Here is a 16,365-nt window from a genome sequence, read left to right on the forward strand (position 1 = left end):
AGTTAAACCCAATTGATCTCAAATAAACATAGCCCTTCTATCTCTAACGGCATCTTGATTTGTGTAAAAGATGCCTGTTCAAGTGCATTCATATGCTCTTGCCTGGTCATATAAAGCTGATCATTCTGCATAGCATGTGCTGCACACAAATGATCACATACTAAATAATGGCCTTGAGGTTTTAACAAGGTTTTTGCGATTTTATGAAAATTGGTTGCATAGCGTTTATGTCGCAACTCGTGTAATGCTTGATGGATAATGATCAGATCATATTGCTGAGTAAAAGTATTTTGCCAGCCAGTCTCTTTAAAATTTCCAACAATATAGGTTGCCCGAGCTCTCTCAGTATTATTAAGTTTTTCTTGTGCCAGCTGATGCATTGCTTCTGAAAAATCAAAAGCGGTATATCGAAGATCAGCAAGTTGTGAGAGCAAATGTTGAGCTAAAAATCCAGGTCCAGAACCAAGTTCCAATACATGACATTGTCCAGACACATGCTGTCTAATTAGATTGACATAATATTCAAAGAAATCCTTTCGCCACGGTCTTTTCACATTCGCCGTTTGTTGCCATTCCAAAGCATCAGCGAAAATTCTTAAATCAATTGGGCTTTCAACATCCTTCATTTATTTCCCTTTTATATAATTAAATTAAACCAATTTGCTTAAAAAATTGCTGATATACCTCTGCTTTCTTTTCCAGTGCTAAAGGATATGCGCGTGATGACGACGGTAAACGATATAAATTCAACTCCCGATCGAGATGTTGAACCTGTACAGATTGACCAATCAGCGGTTTGATCGGCTGATTGGGAAAATACTGCATCAATGTATCGGTGGCCTTATCTCCCGTGGTCATGATGGTATGACACATGGGAATCTGTTCAAGTAACTTTGATAAATCTGTCGGTGTGACAATTTCTAAAAATTTATCCGAAGCATTCCCTTGTAAGCGTCTAATCTGACATGCAGTATCAAATATTCCGACACCGATCTGAGTCAGAAAATCCCGGATCAGTTGCTGTTTAAAGTTTTTATTAGGTAAATCTAAAAAATGATTTTTATCTTGAAAGAAAATCAGACCATATATCCGCCACATATCGTTCTGATAGTTAGGATAGTAAAAATTCATCTTCCAGCGGCTTTGCGGCGGCGGAAAACTACCGAGCATCAATAGCTTGGCATTGGAAGGTAAAAACGGTTGTAATGGATGTGTTTCTATTTCTATATCATTCATTTATATCGAAAGCCAAATTTTAAATTGAGTAAATCATTTTGTTTATTTTATAGAATTTTCAAGTTTTTTACTTGGATCTTTTGTTGGTGAAAATTTCGCCTTAACAATATCTTTTATGAGGCAGCCCCTCTATAGAAGAAACATGGTCAGATTAGCTTCTTTGCAGCAAGATATAACAAATCTCTAGTTGTTAGATGTTCAGTTACATACTTATCTCTGTTTAAAAATCCTACGGACTCATCAATAGAAAAATATTTTTCCACACCCACTGTCCCCAATAACAATCGTTAAGTTAAAGACTAAATCAAAACCTTAAATATACCTCAACTTTTAGCTTAAAAATATAGCATCGCAAAGTCTCCCCCATAGAGGAGACTTTCTAAGTATTAAATGACTTAAGGAGTAATTTTCTCCCATCCATCTTTTACAGCAAATTTGGCTTCCTCCCACTGTAAACGTGAACTGCCTTTAACTTGCTCCCATTTAGTTTTCAATCTAGATTCAGCCTCGGAAAAATTAATTTCTGCATTATCATGCACGCGATTTTCATAACCTAAACGATAAGCCGCACGATAATCACGATCATATTCTAGATTCTTGCTTTCAGTATAATATGGCATTTTTTTATAGTTTTCTCGCCAATAATTATCATCTTGCCAGTAATCACTATCATCTTGTTTATTATCTGTTTGGGCTATGTCATTACCTGCTATTGCCCCTACCACACCACCAATAATCCCCCCAACAACAGCACCTGGAGGGCCACCAACAACACCAAATGCAGCACCTACCGCCGCTCCTCCCAAGGTTCCTGCACCTGTAGCAACCAAATTCTCTCCCCCTTCATTCATATCGGGTACATGATTGTTATTAGTCGGTGGAGAGTTTAAATCTGGACGAGCATTATCAATTGTGGATGAAGTGTCTTGTAACGGTTTGCTATTTGATATATTACCATTAGAAGATGGCTCTTGTTGAGTCGTATGATTACCTTCTAAATTTGATTGTTTTGTATTTACCATTTTCTTACTCCCTATATTTTAAAACCTAGTATCTTTCAAAAGAGCTATAATATTAAAAGAACTTTTGAAATATGCTTGATGATTATTAGTATAATTCACCTTTAGATTAGTTATGTTTTACAACTGTCCCTATTAAGTAAGGAGATGTTGTTAATTAATAAAATTATTTCTCATTAATAAAAATTCTTATTCAAATATTCTTTATAATCATATCATCCTCCACCCCACAATCATTATATTTTGCTAGGTTAAACATTACCCATAACGTTCAAGCTTTACACTGCCCTGCTGGAAATGATGATTTTATGTATACGCAATTTAAAAAAGTCTAGTTAATTGATACTAGACTTTTTAAAAATATTTTTAAAAGATATTGTGATTGTATATTACTTCATCTTTTTAAATGTATCTTCAGCCGCTTTTAGGTGTTTCGCAACGGCCTCACGTGTTTGTATCAGCATACTTTTTAATTCAGAACTTTTCGTGTTTGGTATCAAATGCTTATCAATGATCGTCAAAACCTTACGGTGACCTTCAACTTGACTCATGATATAATTTTTATCAGTATCTGATTTTGTTTGATTAAGCTTGCTAACAATTTTGTCACTATCATTTTGCAATGATTTACTAAGATTACTGGCTTGTGAACTCAACTTTAAACGACTTGCTAATGCTTGTGCATTTTTTTCATTGGCTGAATGTTCATTAATCATCATTTCAGCATATTTCTTAGCTTCATCCGTTTTTAGCTTTGGCAATGCAGTTTTCGCCTGCTTAATTTCACCATTATTAGCTGTACTTAATATCTTAAAAATTTGACTATCAGTCAGATTTTCATGGTTTTCATTTAATATTTTAGAGTGATTCTTTTCATCATTTATAGTTTGTTGATTCGCTGCCATACTCTCAAATGCACTAAAACTTAAAACACCACTAACTGCGATACAGCTAATAATTTTCTTCGTTAAAATAGCTTTCATCTCAATATCCTTTAACTTAATTCATGGGTATTTCCACTTATGGGAAGCTTTTTCATATTTCCATTCTATATCCCTACTTGTAAATTCAAGATTGGGGTCATTTGTTCATAATTTTAAACAGCCATATTTATACCACTCGTTGAATATTATTCGTAAAGGGTTAATAGCTCATTTAAAGTAGATGATATAAATTCAATAAAGAATCATACATCTGTATCCAATATTATTAATGTAAATCTAAAATAGATATAATTTTAAAAAACATAAACTTAAAAACATTTTTAATTTTTTATTTTTACGAAATTAACAATAAAGTTCGTTATATTTACTTATAGATACTAAAGCTTAAATTAAGCATATCTAAAGAAAACTTAAACCAATTCAAAATATTAGCATTTGTATAAAGAACATTCTCATAAAGACTTTAATTCACACACTGCACACAGACAGTGATATGCACTTTTGTAGATATCGAATGAGCTTTGCATCCTGAAAATAGAAGGCACAGCTATGTGAAGTTACAAATTAAATCATCTAGAAAATAGGAGAAATCAAATGCTCTACCCTTGTTTATGCTACGGCTACTTAACCAGAGACGAACCATCAAATCAATAAAAAAAGCCCTGAGTGATCACACTAGGGCTTACGCTATCAAACCAACCGAATTATGCCTGTTCTTATCAAGTATCAGTATTGGCAAAATCAAAATAATGTTTTTGTCATATAACTCTTGTTATACAAATGTTGATTTTTTATTACTAAGGTTTCTTTATTTGTCTTTTCTGTATCCAAAACAGAAAAATAGCGGCAAGCTTTATCAACTTGCCGCTATTTTTTTTACTCAAATAAATGTAAAGCAATAACGCTCAAGATCAAGCTTGGAGTTGATCTTTTGCAATTTATATGTAGAACAGCATTTTTATTTTCTACCATAAATTTATACTCCTACACTTATGTAGCCCTATAATTTTCTAATGATTCATGTGTAAGTAATGTATGGTTCACTGCACTATTTCGTTCCATATGATTTGAATGAGTTAACTCCCTGAAATAAGTATTTCTAAATAGCTTTAACACGTATCCCCACATGAATATTATTGTTGATATTTTGAGCTGCACATCCTAATAAAAGAACAACAATGCTGAGTATAGTATTTATAAAAATGGAGCTTGTTATGTGTTCTCACTAGGAACCAATAGCAAGAAACCGAGCATAACTCCTTAACCTGCTTGCGCCCACATTCGACTATAAAGCTGATCTATATCCCGATTACGGAGGCCCTATCCTCATCGCGACCGAGCACGGCATTGAATGGCGATTTGCCCGCTCTGGCCTGATACCAAAATGGGCGGATGATATGAAGAAAGTTAAAAACACATATATAGAAGACACTGAAAAATTAATTATTTATCTAACTTGTAGCAGATATTCATACTTCCTTTCTCTTGCTTGTAACAATTCCAATCACTGTGTTTATAACTTTTTGCAACCAATACATCTTCTGGGGTAGTGCCTAAGTAAGGTTTACATACTCCCCCACAAGAAGTTGATTGCTCAATCAAATATTCTTTCTGATCAAATTCGATATATACAAACTTCCCCCCGTAACTTTTACCTTTTTGAATTGAACAGGAAAACGTTTTTTTATCATTTTGCAAAAAACATTTGCCGCTATGCTCAGTAATTTCATAAGCAAAACTTGTGTTTGATATGAACAAAAAAGTGAATAAAGAAATCCATTTCATCAGTAGCATGTCCCAAAAAAATACCCACAAGAGATTTTTGTGGGTTCTGAAAGAAAACGAAACTTGCTTTTTAAGCTTAGTTTGACTGAGATCAATATTTCATATTTATCAATTATATGCAAACCTTTTCATTTTGATTGAACAACATCGCGTGCTTTTTAATTGCAATTTTTAGTTATGAGCTCACTGTATTAACAATAGAACACCCATAACATGTATATCAACAGGCCTTCTGGTAGCAAAATCTGCTTAGTTGGAACGTTTAATCTTCGAACTGACAAAAATAGGTTGAGTGAAAAGCTGCGTACAAGACCTTAAAAAACCGCTTCAATAAGCGGTCTTTTAGAAACGAGTTGAGTTTTGAATTTTTGAAATGGCTTAATACGTGACCGTAACCACCACACTATCTGAGTAATTCCCTGGAGTGCTTGCAATGCTGGTACCTTGCGGAATTTTTCCATAGACAGGAGTACTTTGCGCGCTACCTGTACCGGTTTTTGAGACGCCTCCTGCACCCCCAACATTGGTGACACCACCTGTAGCATCCCATACCGTACTATAACTAGAATCTTTATAGAGCTGATACGGAATAAATCCATTATTACCGTTGCTCATGCGCCTAAATCCACCACTTATACGGTTATTACCATCGCCTAAATAAATACTATAGGGTGTTCCATAATTACACGTCGTATTCACAGCCCCTTGAGTTATGTAGTCTCTTTTTGTCACCCCTATATCGTTAATATTGCCAAAATCAACATTTGAGGTTGAGTTTAATTGACACAGACTTGGAACCACGAAGTTAGCTGTGAGCAGTGTATCACCTGAATCCCAGCCACCAATTAAATCACCGCACACTAAGCCCAATGCATCCATATCCCAATAGAGCCGAACTGTAGCCGTATATGTTCCTTGAGGATAGGCGACAAGCGATCCTGTTCGGGCAGGCACTTTCACGTTCACTGAGTAATTAATGATATTGTTTGAAGCCACGGTTCTTACCGGCCCATACCAGACATTAGAAGTTTGGTTAGTGGTGGTGGACCCTGCTCCACCAACTGTAGCGGCTACCGTATAAGGGAGTGAAACATTATTATGGCTATTGGTTGTTCCGGTAAAAACGGTTTTCATGCACATATATGCAGAAGTCTGGGGAACTCCCAAAGTCGTACAAGTTATTGTTCCTGATAGGTTTACGGTGGCATCACTATTAATATTTGCTGCGGTATAGGTAAAAGTATTGTTGGTGGTTCCAGTTACCGTACAGGCAGCATGGGCTGGACTAAAAAATGCGTAAAACAGATAAAACAAGCAAATACCGAGGAGGTATTTCAAAAACCATGGAAATTTCTTGTCGCTTTCTATTTGAGTCTTATTAAAAATTCTTATCGACATATATAAGGTCCCAATTTCTGAGTTGAGTACTGATTGCTGTTATAGCTGAAGTCAACTTGGCACGAGCCATGATCCAGAAGATCAACTTCAAGTTTGTTTTGCTTTAATAGATTTTGAATAAACACTTCACCGTCATAACCCACTACACCCTGTTGTTCCCCATTAATCCGGACCGAATAGCCCGGCAATAACGGTTTATTGTTTTGATCCACAAGTCTGACTAATCCGGAAATAACCTGATGCGCACCAAAGTCAACCAAGGTTCCTTGGCGATAGCCGACCACAGTTTTTTGGTCCGTCGCTTTAACGCTCCAATTTAAAGGAAGATAGGACGGATCTAAATAAATGTGATTCTCTTGATATGGCATGAGGCTAGGAATGAGAAACCGACCGGACTTATCGGTAAAACCTAAATTAACCCCACCATTTAGAATCTGGCTTTGCGGTCCGGCATTGGTCACCACTGCATAACCTTCGCCAATTTCATTGGCTGCAAAGATGCGTCCCGCTGCTGCAACCAGTGAACCCGTTGCTGAAAGTGCCACTTGGTCGTTATCTCCAGAGCGGTTGTAACGTCCGGTCAGGTAGGCTGCGCGAGCGCGGTAAGAAGCATAGAGCGAAGCATTGTTTTCTTTGGCATCCTGATCTCGTTCCACATAACCGCCCCATCCAAATGAACCGATTTGCGGTTCTGACAAACCAAATATTTCCTGGCGATAATTCAAGCGGCCGCTGTCACTCGACACACTCGTGATTGCATTGAATTTGCTAGATGGTGTATAGCGCAGCGCAAAGTAAATGCCATAGTCTTTATTATTCTCATAGTCTTTATAGGCAGAGGTATAAAATCCCCAGTTCTTGTTAATACTTCCGCTTAAATTGGCAGACAGCAATTTGTAGGAATTATTGCTATATTTGATCTGGTTATACCCAAGATAAGCGCCATAGCCTGCATAAAAGTTATAGTTAATCCCTGCCCTGAAAATTTCATCTGCCAGTGCGCTATAGCTCAGATAGTTTTGTGATTCGGCATTGATCTGGTTATCTTTTAAATATCTGACTTGAGAGACACGGGCAAGGTCAAAATAGTTATAAAATACTTTGCGGTAACTGCTGTTAAATGAAATATTCTTGCTAATTCGCCCTTCCAGGCCAAGCAAGGCCGAATAGCCGTTTTCATCTTTATACTGGCTTGCTGCGATATCCGCATTAATCACTGCAATACCCAAAATATTCTTGGCAAATCCGGTGCCGAGATTGGAAAGACCATCTGTCGAAGCTTCCACACCACCGCTTAATGTCAGTGAATTGCTGTAACCGTATCGGATCGCTCCGGATGCAAAGGTAGCATCATCATATTGGTTTGATTTCAGCCCATAGTTATAACGTGGAACCCCGACATCTACTGAAAATTCATTAATATCTTTTGCCAGAATCTTGGAGGAAAAATAGTAAGGTTTTTTAGTAATACTTTGCTGTCCGGTTGCATCGGTAGTCACCAGCGTAACTTCATTCCCGGAAATAAACGGAAGCTGTTTAATGTCAAATGGCCCTGAAGGCACCTGTCCTGAATAAATCTTTTGCTGGTTGACGTATAAATCAAGTGTTGAAGGCAGTGCAGCCGAACCGGAGAATTGCGGCAATGCAGAGGTCACTATATCGCCGCGCTGGGTATAGGCACTGGACCACTGGAAACCGGCAAGACGTACACTACTGCCCCAGTCAGGACTATTGGAAATAAAGTCGCCTAGGGTATATAGCCGGATCTTTTCAGGATCGACATATTGCCACTTTGTTTCCAGACGTACCCATTTTTCATGGCGATCATTATTGTCATTGCTGCCATTATATAAAGCGCCTGAAGAAAAATTACCGATCGCACTGTTAAAAATGCCCTCAACGGACCCGGAAAAGGTATTTTCGTTATTGATGATGCTGTTATACAGGCTGTAGTTGAGAATAGCCGCGTTTAAGGGTCTCATCTTGAGCAAATCCGGACTGGTGATCTGTTGGCCATTAAGGTCCACTGCATAGCCTGTCAACATGCTCGAAGGAACCTTTAACTTTAGAGCCTGCTCATTCTCTTGGTATTGAAACTGGATGCCTTGTAGATCATTAATACATATCCATTGGTTTTCAGGCGTCTGTTCATCTATTTTCAGTCTTAATGCTTTTAAGTCTCGGGCACGGATATACAACTTGCCCTGCTTAGATTGTTTCACCGCAACCAAGTCTTCAGACGCATTGGTATTCATGGAAATATTTAAAAAAAGCTGAGTAAAGTGAAGATCTTGTTCCGGTCCGGCATCCTTTGCTTGCGCAAACTGATTATTGCGATTAATCACATCTGGCACATGAGGAGTTGCGGTATTGGTATGATCTTGAAGTTGCTCAGCAAAACAATATGCAGGAAGATATGCAACACATAAGACACCTATAATGTATTTCATACAAGCCTCTTAAAGTGTTGTTTTCTTACCATTTATTGTCAGAGATACACTGTATTTATGAGTTGGCTGATATGTAAAATTATCAATCGGGTAACTTCGGCTCTGCTGTCCAAGAATATAAGCATTCACGGTGTTTACTTTTATGGGATAACTTTTTCCTGCGGTCGTATCAACAAGCGTTAAATCATTTAAAAGCGCATGTCGATTTCCAATATTGCTCATCTTTAAAGACGGCGTCTTCTGATCAGGATCTATTTTCCAATTCAGTTGAGTAATCGCGTCTTTATCTACCACGAAAACGGGTAATGAAGAGCGAAGTAATACATTTAGGCCTTGCGCGGTTTTACGGCTATCCATTGGCTTGGGTAACTCATCAATAATAATACGATAGGTTTTTTCACCAGAAATCGCTGCCGGATTAATTCTGACTACACGCAAGTTATAAGAATCATTCGCTTTTAATTTTAAAAAAGGCGGGCTAATCGCAATCTCATCGGTCGGAATTAACTCATCTTGTCCATTGTTTTGTATCCATTTAAACACCCGAATCTGCAAATCGGTACTTTCATTCGACTGGTTAAACAGACTGATCGAAGAAGCATTCTGATTACTCAATAATTCTACATTCACAGGTGAAATTCGGATTGTAGCTGCATTCAAAGTGCTAGATAGAGATAAGAATAAACTTGTAATAATAATGATGTTTTTTTTCATGACTTACTCAAATAAATCTTTTAAAGCATTAGCCCTTTCAAAGGGCTAACAGTATTTCTTGTGTATAAACATTAATAAGTTACAGTCACTGTTACTGTATCTAAATAACTTCCAGCGCTTGGTAAAGTGGTGCCGGCTGGAATACGGCCATAGACGTTAACGGTTTGAACATTACCCGTCCCTGTACCACTGTAGGCAGTTGTGGCAATACCGATTGCTGTTGCACGACCCGTATCCGAGAAAAGGTTATAAGGAATATATTCGGTCGTGGTTGCTCCACCGATCATACGACGTTGGGTTGATAAAACATTCTGTCCACCATCAAATGACAAGGTCCAAGGTACGGTGTTATTGCAAAGGACTCTGATCGGGGTACCGCCTGTGGTTGTGGTGTCTGCGTCTACATTGCCCACGAGTGAACTTAATGTTCCAAAGTCTAAGACTGCATTTGAAGTGGTACCTGTGGCTGAGGTATTTAAAACACAGCTATTGGTTACTGTCGCTCTAACAGTCAATGTACCCGTTGCTGTAGCGGCATTTGCTGTATTGAGAGAAAATAACCCAACAGCAATTGCTGATAAATAATAAAAAGTCTTTTTCATGGTTTAAACCTTTTTACATTAAATTGTTGGAATGAATAGATGTGAAAAAACTAACCCTTAATATTACAATCGTTTTAATTTGACTGCTCTTTTAGAGCTTATTTTTTTACCCTACTTTTGGCATAATACATAAATAACTTTTATTAAAGCACCACTTTTCATTTAAAATTGCTATAACAATACTGTTTTCACCCAAATTAACCAATTACTTACATCAAAAAAACAATAAACTTAAATATTTGTTTTTAATAGATTTTAATTGAAATAAAACATAGTGTTTCTCAAATCATCATGCATAAATTTATTCTTGAATTTTCAATGAAATAAGATTGAATTATTTATTATTTAAAAAATATATTAAAAGTACAGTTTTATTATTTTTTAATGCAAACCTTTGATGGTTAAATAAATATTTTCTTGGAAAGTTTTAAAGTTTCTGTATACCTAAAGACTGATTGTTTAGTCATAATAAATTAATCCATCTACTGTTCTCACTTATTATTTAAATATTTATTTACATATTAATATACTCTACGACTAATCAAAAAAATGATCAAATGTATTCATTTTAATAAAAAACTGTGACCTGACTAATGATTTGATATATTTATTCGTCACTTAAATTATCTTTTTGAATAAATAGTTTAAGAAAAATACCTGTGTAGAGAGCAACTGAAAGGCACCACAAGATCAGGTAAATATTATGATCAAACTTGACCGTATTTATAATAAGTTGATTCAGAGGGTCGCTATCTGTCGTGAGTGCACATAGAAACAAGGATACATATGCAAAGAAACCCATTCTCAGAACATAGGCAGTATTCTTTAGAAGATACATTATGCTGCCAAGAAAAATGCTTATGATCCCGAAGAACCACAACAGTACGCTTTCGTCTTCATTTGAGCCTTGCATTTCTCTCAAGTAAACAAATTCACCACCGCCATATGGTACATAGGTGACAAAGCCTTTTGTAAAGGATTCAAAGCAGATCGCAAAAATGCCTGAAAGAGCGAGAGTAAGCGCTAAGTAATGTTTTAATTTTAAATTTTTCATGGTCTGGAGTAGCTCTTACAGGGTGTTTAATATTTATCTAATCTGCACGGAATAGCAGAACAAACCTTACAACTGGCTGATTTAGAATAAACGATTTCCCGTAAAGCTTATCTGTTTGATGCTTGCAACTGCTTAGATAAGTTTGATCGCTGGGCATGCTGCAAAGCAGTAAAAATCTCCAAAGAGTATAAAGTCCTGATCAGAAAGAAAAAACTGAGTCAATGCGACAAATTATTAATGACCAGCAATAAACCATTAAGAGAAAAAGCCCACATCTCGTGGGCTTCTCATTTCTTACTTGGCTGAATTCACACCAACTACAAACTGACTACAGTTTGAACCTTCTGATGCATTCGCTAAATTCTTTTCAGAGAATTTAAATTTCGATGCAACCGATGCATAATCTTTCTTTAAGCTCTGACCAGTCAATTCACCTAACTGTTTCACCTGTTCAGTAGTTAAAATTTGATGTTCAACTGCCTGATTAACCATTACACATGCAGTAGTCATTACATCATAACGCGCAGCAGTTTTAGAGTAGCCAATAGCGCCAAGAATACCACCAACAATTAAACCAATAATGACGGAAAAAGTGACATGCATTTTATTCATTTTAAGTTACCAACATTTAGCTAAGTTTTGATATTCAACACATAGGCTGAAGTCATCTCTACGTCGCATACAAAAATAAAAGACCAAAACACTAAGCACGTAAAAAACAAAAAAGGCACATTTCTGAAGTAATGTACCTTTCTTTTAATTCTGTAAAATTAATTGAGATCATCAATAATTTTATGCTTAGTTTTGATTAGGATAAGGTCATACGGATGAAAGAAAAAGTTAGGAACTATCAATTTTATTGATGGTTAAGTGATACATCACAAGAAAAATCGTATATTCATATTAGTTTTGATGTGTAGGGCTTTCTATAAATTCTTTAATGCTCAGCTCTTTTCTTTAGACAATAAAAAACCGCCTTGCAGCGGTCTAGGGTTGATTGTCTATCTTATAGATGAGATAGCGCTCATCTATCATCTGGTTAACTATGGGTTTTTTCAACTTGTCTTGCAGCTTATCTGGTAGTAGGTCCCCGTTTTCCAGATACAACCATTTATAGACTGGGATAATTTTAACTTGACAATTTATGTCCATCCCAACTTTAGGATCGACAACTTGCCTAATTTTGATCATCTCTCCTGAATCAATATCTTGTAGGGTGATGATGGGCATTTAAGGCTCCTTTGTGGAAAAATATTATACCACTTCAACCAACAAAATTTGAGATTAAACTATTGATATTTCATTTTTTATATGAGAAATCCTGATATAAAAACTGTACTTAACAATGACTACTTTTCTCCTGCTCAGAACGCACCAAATAGAAACTAGACGCTATTGTGAAAATTCTCGCGATAAAACCTGTTCCAGTCTTGATTGGTTTGCTCGTTTTCTCTCAATAGATTTTATTCAGGTATCGACTTGGAGTTGTGCCGGTATGCTGCCGAAAAAAAACGATAAATGCACTATCACTGACAAAATCCAAGTGCTGAGCAATCTGACTTATTGGTAGCCCTTCCGAGAGCATCTCCATGGCTTTCAATAATCGCCACTGCTGTCTCCAGCTTTGGTAATTCATTCCTGTATCCCGGATAAATATTCGACTAATTGTACGTTCACATGCACCGACCCTTTGCGCAACTTGGCTCAACCGTGGCGGTAACTCGCCCATACGAACGCTGTCCAGCCATAAGTCAAGTCGTCCATCTAAAGGATAACGTAATTGCCAGTTTTCAGTTTTTGCCGCCTGTATTTCTTCAGTAAAAACCGTCATTAGACTGGTTTGTTGTTCTGCCTTCATGCCCCAGGGCCAAAATGCCATCCTTTCGATAACTTCAAAAAATAAAGGATTGACCTCAACGATCTGCAATGGCAATTGAGCGAAGATCTCTGTCGGTGAAAAATACAATGAGCGATACGCCATCACCCTACGCATGATTGCGCGATGCGTTGTGCCGGCAGGAATCCAGGCTGCACGGCGTGGTGGAAGCAAACACAGCGTTTGATCTAATTCTATGGTGATACTGCCAGCCGCCGAAAAAAGTAACTGATGACGACGGTGACTATGCCGACCGGAATCATGTATCCCCATCTCAGAGGCAATCCCAATGACGGGATCAGAAAAAATATCCGGATCAAAAAGAGCATCCGCTGCAATTTTCACAACTTGTCCAATAATAAATATATCTAGTCCTTATTATTGTAATCAGACATCTCGGTTTCAACAATAATGCCCATTCAATACTTTTAGAGATAAGACATGGCATGAAAGTTTCAGCACGTCCCCCATTATGGTTATTAACCCTGCTGATTATGTTCCCGCAACTTGTTGAAACTATATACAGTCCTGCACTGCCGCACATTTCCAGTTCATTTGCTGTCAGTCATGAACAAGCGGCGCAGACCCTTTCTGTTTATTTCATCGCTTTTGCAATAGGTGTCGCAGTATGGGGCTGGGCCAGCGATAAAATTGGTAGACGCCCTGCCATGTTGTTAGGGCTGTTCTGCTATGCGGCCGGAACCCTGTTCGCAGTCATAACAACAGAATTCAGGATTTTATTAATTGTCCGTATGATTTCCGCCGTTGGCGCGGCAGCAGGATCTGTGGTCGTTCAAACCATGCTTCGGGATAGTTATGAATCGGTAAAATTAGCCCGTGTATTTTCACTGATGGGTGCAGCACTGGCCCTCAGTCCTGTGTTTGGTCTGGTTAGTGGAGGATGGCTGGTGAGTCATTGGGGGCATATGGGGGTATTTATCGCCTTATCCTTACTCGCCCTGCTTTTGCTGATTCTCAGCGCTACTTTGCTCCCTGAAACCCGTCCTGTTCATTCACCCCATATTCGGATAGGAACATTAGCGACAAGAATGTTTTATGATTCCTCACTATGGCGAAATGCCATGTTGGTTGCTCTACTTAATACAATGATTTTCAGCTACTACAGCCTGGCGCCATTCCTGTTTAACAATCTTGGCTGGAGTTCTGAGACATTTGGATGGACGGGATTATTACTGGCAATCTCTGCTCTGATGGGTAGTTTCATTAATGCAAAACTGCTCGCCTCCCAGATTAGACCAGAAAAACTGGTTGTTCAGGCCTGTAAGCTGGCGTTGATTGCTAGCCTTATTGCTTGGGCTTTACAGACAACAGCATGGATTTTAATCCCTGTTGCAGGCATTGTTGTTGCCTATGGCATTGCTATCCCCAATATTTTGAGTCAGGCACTACGACATTATCGAGAACATGCTGGTAAAGCAGGTGCCTTATTTGGACTGACTTATTATTTACTGTTGGGTTGTATGCTTGGCCTTGCAGGTCTGGTGCAACAATTAGGACTGGTACTTAGTGTCTGTGCATTAGCTGCTTTATTTTTTAAGCCGCAGTTAGATTCAAATTCATAAAAATAAGCCAACAAACAGCATTGTGACGTTTTTTTCAGCTAACCAGATTGATAAAAAGCACTTTGAATCTGATTAATCAGCTTAGTCAGATTCCTGCGTTCTGACCGTGACACTGGTAAAAACATATTTATCTGGACGGTCGATCTCAGACACATCGGTAAAATTCAGGTAAATATCTTGAATATTTACTCCGGTCTCAATTTCAAACTGATTGACCAATTCTGCAATCTGAACAGTGAGCGCCTTTTCCAACGCTTGCTTGCGTTTCTTACATTCCACGACTGATAATTTTGACATTTTAAACACCTTAATTTGCTTTAAATTCCCAACACTTTAAAGGTCTGTTCATCCAGAAGTCTTAATTGCTCCAAGCTATACAGCTCGCCTTCAGGATCAAAGAATTTATCAAAATCAAACTTTCCTTCTTTGTAGAGCTTATAACGTTTCGGGCCAAGCCATTCTTTTTGAAAGAAGTCATCTGTTTTGTTAAAAAACTCCTTGAACGTGATATTTGCATCTAACTGGCCAGTCAACTGCTCGCGTTCGTGTTTAGGAATATCCTTCAGTTTACGCTCATCCATCACATAAGGGCGTTGCCCTATAAGTTGCCCATCTTTATCAACTGGCACCAACGTACTCCGACAATTCGGATGTAATGGCGGGATACGTTTTGCTGGATCATTAATTTTCCAGACTGAACCATCCAGGGCAGCGCACAGTTTTGAAGTTCGTCCATCCAGTACACTGATGAAGCGGATATATTGAATATCCAGTTCTTTAAAACTGTTTAAATAAGCCTGATTGGAGACATGACTACGTATGGTTCTTACCGTACGTTCAATATCCGTTCTGCTACTATTTAAAAGCCCGTCCTCATATTTCAAGCGTTTGGTTCCACGAAGCCGTTTAATGATCTGATAATTGCTCATGCCCGTATTCATGCCATCACGAATTGCATATTCCACTCTCTGACGCGCAGTTTCAGCAATTTTAGATAAAAGTTCATCTACCAGCGCACCGCCTGCCAAAGGTATATGTTTTGCGTCTATATAAAGCTGTTCGCCTTTATCGGCCTTCTTGGCGTGAGCGAAAAGTTTGGCCATATAGTTGGCTTCATAGCCGGCAAATGAAATGGCTGATACTGTAAACCTTTCAGATATAGCAATATCAATTGAATTAAACCATTGCTGGATCAGTTTCTGGATCGCACGTAGATTTGCGGTGGTGTACTGACCACCCGCAACAGCAATCTTTTCAACAGCATTTAATTCATCGAGTAGACCATTTAATCTGCTCAGCATATCCATCGTTTCATCATTAAAGATGCCAAGCAGCTCATTCACAGAGCGTGAAGCGGCACGATATAAATAGGCCTGATGCTGGGTCAGAATATTAAACAGAATTTTTTTATCATGATTGGCCATAAACCGTTACCTCTATAGCGGTGAAGTCTCCTGTTCTACTGCTAGACGCTCTAATTCATCTTGATCTTCATATTGTGGTAATTTCCCGGTCACCAGATATTTTCTTTCAGTATGTCCAGAATGAATTCTTGCCCGCTAGTACAGCTTGGTAAAGTTATTTAGCAAGTTTGATAACTGAATACTCTCTATAGCGAACTCAAATTGCACTATAAAAATATAGTTTGGGCAGATCCAGCTTTAAATATCAGGCTGCCTATTTCGCTAAGATGATCAAGAGACG

At 37.9% G+C, this 16,365-nt stretch carries 16 protein-coding genes and 1 pseudogene; 2 read left to right on the forward strand and 15 right to left on the reverse strand.

Features of this window, described 5'->3' with window-relative positions; translation table 11 throughout:
* Nucleotides 1-2 precede the first annotated feature (2 nt).
* The 4 genes from JO943_RS02205 to JO943_RS02220 form a co-directional block, all read right to left on the reverse strand.
* Nucleotides 3-626 (reverse strand): class I SAM-dependent methyltransferase, encoded by a 624-nt coding sequence (locus JO943_RS02205; RefSeq protein WP_032869567.1) that lies wholly within the window; start codon nt 624-626, stop codon nt 3-5.
* A gap of 19 nt (nt 627-645) precedes the next feature.
* Nucleotides 646-1,236, reverse strand: a complete 591-nt coding sequence (locus JO943_RS02210; RefSeq protein ID WP_202739865.1) for a uracil-DNA glycosylase family protein — start codon at nt 1,234-1,236, stop codon at nt 646-648.
* Nucleotides 1,237-1,631: 395 nt separating this feature from the next.
* Nucleotides 1,632-2,258, reverse strand: coding sequence for a glycine zipper domain-containing protein (locus tag JO943_RS02215; protein ID WP_202739866.1), 627 nt, complete (start codon nt 2,256-2,258; stop codon nt 1,632-1,634).
* A gap of 386 nt (nt 2,259-2,644) precedes the next feature.
* Nucleotides 2,645-3,238 (reverse strand): DUF4142 domain-containing protein, encoded by a 594-nt coding sequence (locus tag JO943_RS02220; RefSeq protein ID WP_202739867.1) that lies wholly within the window; start codon nt 3,236-3,238, stop codon nt 2,645-2,647.
* 1,226 nt (nt 3,239-4,464) lie between these two features.
* On the opposite strand from JO943_RS02220, the pseudogene JO943_RS18475 reads away from it, so the two are divergent.
* Nucleotides 4,465-4,620 (forward strand): annotated as a pseudogene (locus JO943_RS18475) (SOS response-associated peptidase); the annotation flags it as partial.
* A gap of 22 nt (nt 4,621-4,642) precedes the next feature.
* On the opposite strand, the gene JO943_RS02225 reads toward JO943_RS18475, so the two are convergent.
* The 9 genes from JO943_RS02225 to JO943_RS02265 all read right to left on the reverse strand — a co-directional run bounded on the left by JO943_RS02225 (nt 4,643) and on the right by JO943_RS02265 (nt 13,423).
* A complete protein-coding gene (locus JO943_RS02225) occupies nt 4,643-4,984 on the reverse strand; it encodes a hypothetical protein (RefSeq protein ID WP_202739868.1) in 342 nt (113 codons plus the stop codon).
* A 378-nt stretch (nt 4,985-5,362) separates the two neighbouring features.
* Nucleotides 5,363-6,382 (reverse strand): spore coat U domain-containing protein, encoded by a 1,020-nt coding sequence (locus JO943_RS02230; protein WP_202739869.1) that lies wholly within the window; start codon nt 6,380-6,382, stop codon nt 5,363-5,365.
* Nucleotides 6,373-8,832 carry a fimbria/pilus outer membrane usher protein gene (locus tag JO943_RS02235; RefSeq protein WP_202739870.1) on the reverse strand — a complete coding sequence of 820 codons (2,460 nt, stop codon included), beginning with the start codon at nt 8,830-8,832 and terminating at the stop codon, nt 6,373-6,375. The genes JO943_RS02230 and JO943_RS02235 overlap by 10 nt, the downstream gene beginning before the upstream one ends.
* Nucleotides 8,833-8,841: 9 nt before the next feature.
* The gene (locus JO943_RS02240) at nt 8,842-9,546 is read right to left on the reverse strand and encodes a molecular chaperone (RefSeq protein WP_202739871.1); all 705 of its coding nucleotides are present in this window, start codon (nt 9,544-9,546) and stop codon (nt 8,842-8,844) included.
* 71 nt (nt 9,547-9,617) lie between these two features.
* On the reverse strand, nt 9,618-10,148 hold the full coding sequence (locus JO943_RS02245) for a spore coat U domain-containing protein (RefSeq protein WP_032872833.1): 531 nt from the start codon (nt 10,146-10,148) through the stop codon (nt 9,618-9,620).
* Nucleotides 10,149-10,755: 607 nt separating this feature from the next.
* A complete protein-coding gene (locus JO943_RS02250; protein ID WP_202739872.1) occupies nt 10,756-11,202 on the reverse strand; it encodes a hypothetical protein in 447 nt (148 codons plus the stop codon).
* A gap of 294 nt (nt 11,203-11,496) precedes the next feature.
* Nucleotides 11,497-11,814: a hypothetical protein gene (locus tag JO943_RS02255; protein WP_005230641.1), complete on the reverse strand. Its 318-nt coding sequence runs from the start codon at nt 11,812-11,814 to the stop codon at nt 11,497-11,499.
* Between the two features lie 375 nt (nt 11,815-12,189).
* The gene (locus tag JO943_RS02260) at nt 12,190-12,432 is read right to left on the reverse strand and encodes a hypothetical protein (RefSeq protein ID WP_005230642.1); all 243 of its coding nucleotides are present in this window, start codon (nt 12,430-12,432) and stop codon (nt 12,190-12,192) included.
* A gap of 223 nt (nt 12,433-12,655) precedes the next feature.
* Nucleotides 12,656-13,423, reverse strand: coding sequence for an AraC family transcriptional regulator (locus JO943_RS02265; RefSeq protein WP_202739873.1), 768 nt, complete (start codon nt 13,421-13,423; stop codon nt 12,656-12,658).
* 101 nt (nt 13,424-13,524) lie between these two features.
* Here JO943_RS02265 and JO943_RS02270 point away from each other — a divergent pair, with 101 nt between their 5' ends.
* A complete protein-coding gene (locus JO943_RS02270; protein ID WP_202739874.1) occupies nt 13,525-14,661 on the forward strand; it encodes a multidrug effflux MFS transporter in 1,137 nt (378 codons plus the stop codon).
* A gap of 81 nt (nt 14,662-14,742) precedes the next feature.
* On the opposite strand, the gene JO943_RS02275 is transcribed toward JO943_RS02270, so the two are convergent.
* Nucleotides 14,743-14,958, reverse strand: a complete 216-nt coding sequence (locus JO943_RS02275; protein WP_202739875.1) for a hypothetical protein — start codon at nt 14,956-14,958, stop codon at nt 14,743-14,745.
* A gap of 20 nt (nt 14,959-14,978) precedes the next feature.
* A complete protein-coding gene (locus JO943_RS02280; RefSeq protein ID WP_202739876.1) occupies nt 14,979-16,085 on the reverse strand; it encodes a minor capsid protein in 1,107 nt (368 codons plus the stop codon).
* Between the last annotated feature and the right edge of the window lie 280 nt (nt 16,086-16,365).

Source organism: Acinetobacter sp. 'aerobic (ED)' (assembly GCF_904886855.1).
Lineage (GTDB): Bacteria > Pseudomonadota > Gammaproteobacteria > Pseudomonadales > Moraxellaceae > Acinetobacter > Acinetobacter courvalinii.

Excerpts from the sequence above, each read along its gene's own strand:
- JO943_RS02205 (WP_032869567.1), bottom strand. The coding sequence starts at position 626 with ATGAAGGATGTTGAAAGCCCAATTGATTTAAGAATTTTCGCTGATGCT.
- JO943_RS02210 (WP_202739865.1), bottom strand. The coding sequence starts at position 1,236 with ATGAATGATATAGAAATAGAAACACATCCATTACAACCGTTTTTACCT.
- JO943_RS02215 (WP_202739866.1), bottom strand. The coding sequence starts at position 2,258 with ATGGTAAATACAAAACAATCAAATTTAGAAGGTAATCATACGACTCAA.
- JO943_RS02220 (WP_202739867.1), bottom strand. The coding sequence starts at position 3,238 with ATGAAAGCTATTTTAACGAAGAAAATTATTAGCTGTATCGCAGTTAGT.
- JO943_RS02225 (WP_202739868.1), bottom strand. The coding sequence starts at position 4,984 with ATGAAATGGATTTCTTTATTCACTTTTTTGTTCATATCAAACACAAGT.
- JO943_RS02230 (WP_202739869.1), bottom strand. The coding sequence starts at position 6,382 with ATGTCGATAAGAATTTTTAATAAGACTCAAATAGAAAGCGACAAGAAA.
- JO943_RS02235 (WP_202739870.1), bottom strand. The coding sequence starts at position 8,832 with ATGAAATACATTATAGGTGTCTTATGTGTTGCATATCTTCCTGCATAT.
- JO943_RS02240 (WP_202739871.1), bottom strand. The coding sequence starts at position 9,546 with ATGAAAAAAAACATCATTATTATTACAAGTTTATTCTTATCTCTATCT.
- JO943_RS02245 (WP_032872833.1), bottom strand. The coding sequence starts at position 10,148 with ATGAAAAAGACTTTTTATTATTTATCAGCAATTGCTGTTGGGTTATTT.
- JO943_RS02250 (WP_202739872.1), bottom strand. The coding sequence starts at position 11,202 with ATGAAAAATTTAAAATTAAAACATTACTTAGCGCTTACTCTCGCTCTT.
- JO943_RS02255 (WP_005230641.1), bottom strand. The coding sequence starts at position 11,814 with ATGAATAAAATGCATGTCACTTTTTCCGTCATTATTGGTTTAATTGTT.
- JO943_RS02260 (WP_005230642.1), bottom strand. The coding sequence starts at position 12,432 with ATGCCCATCATCACCCTACAAGATATTGATTCAGGAGAGATGATCAAA.
- JO943_RS02270 (WP_202739874.1), top strand. The coding sequence starts at position 13,525 with ATGAAAGTTTCAGCACGTCCCCCATTATGGTTATTAACCCTGCTGATT.
- JO943_RS02275 (WP_202739875.1), bottom strand. The coding sequence starts at position 14,958 with ATGTCAAAATTATCAGTCGTGGAATGTAAGAAACGCAAGCAAGCGTTG.
- JO943_RS02280 (WP_202739876.1), bottom strand. The coding sequence starts at position 16,085 with ATGGCCAATCATGATAAAAAAATTCTGTTTAATATTCTGACCCAGCAT.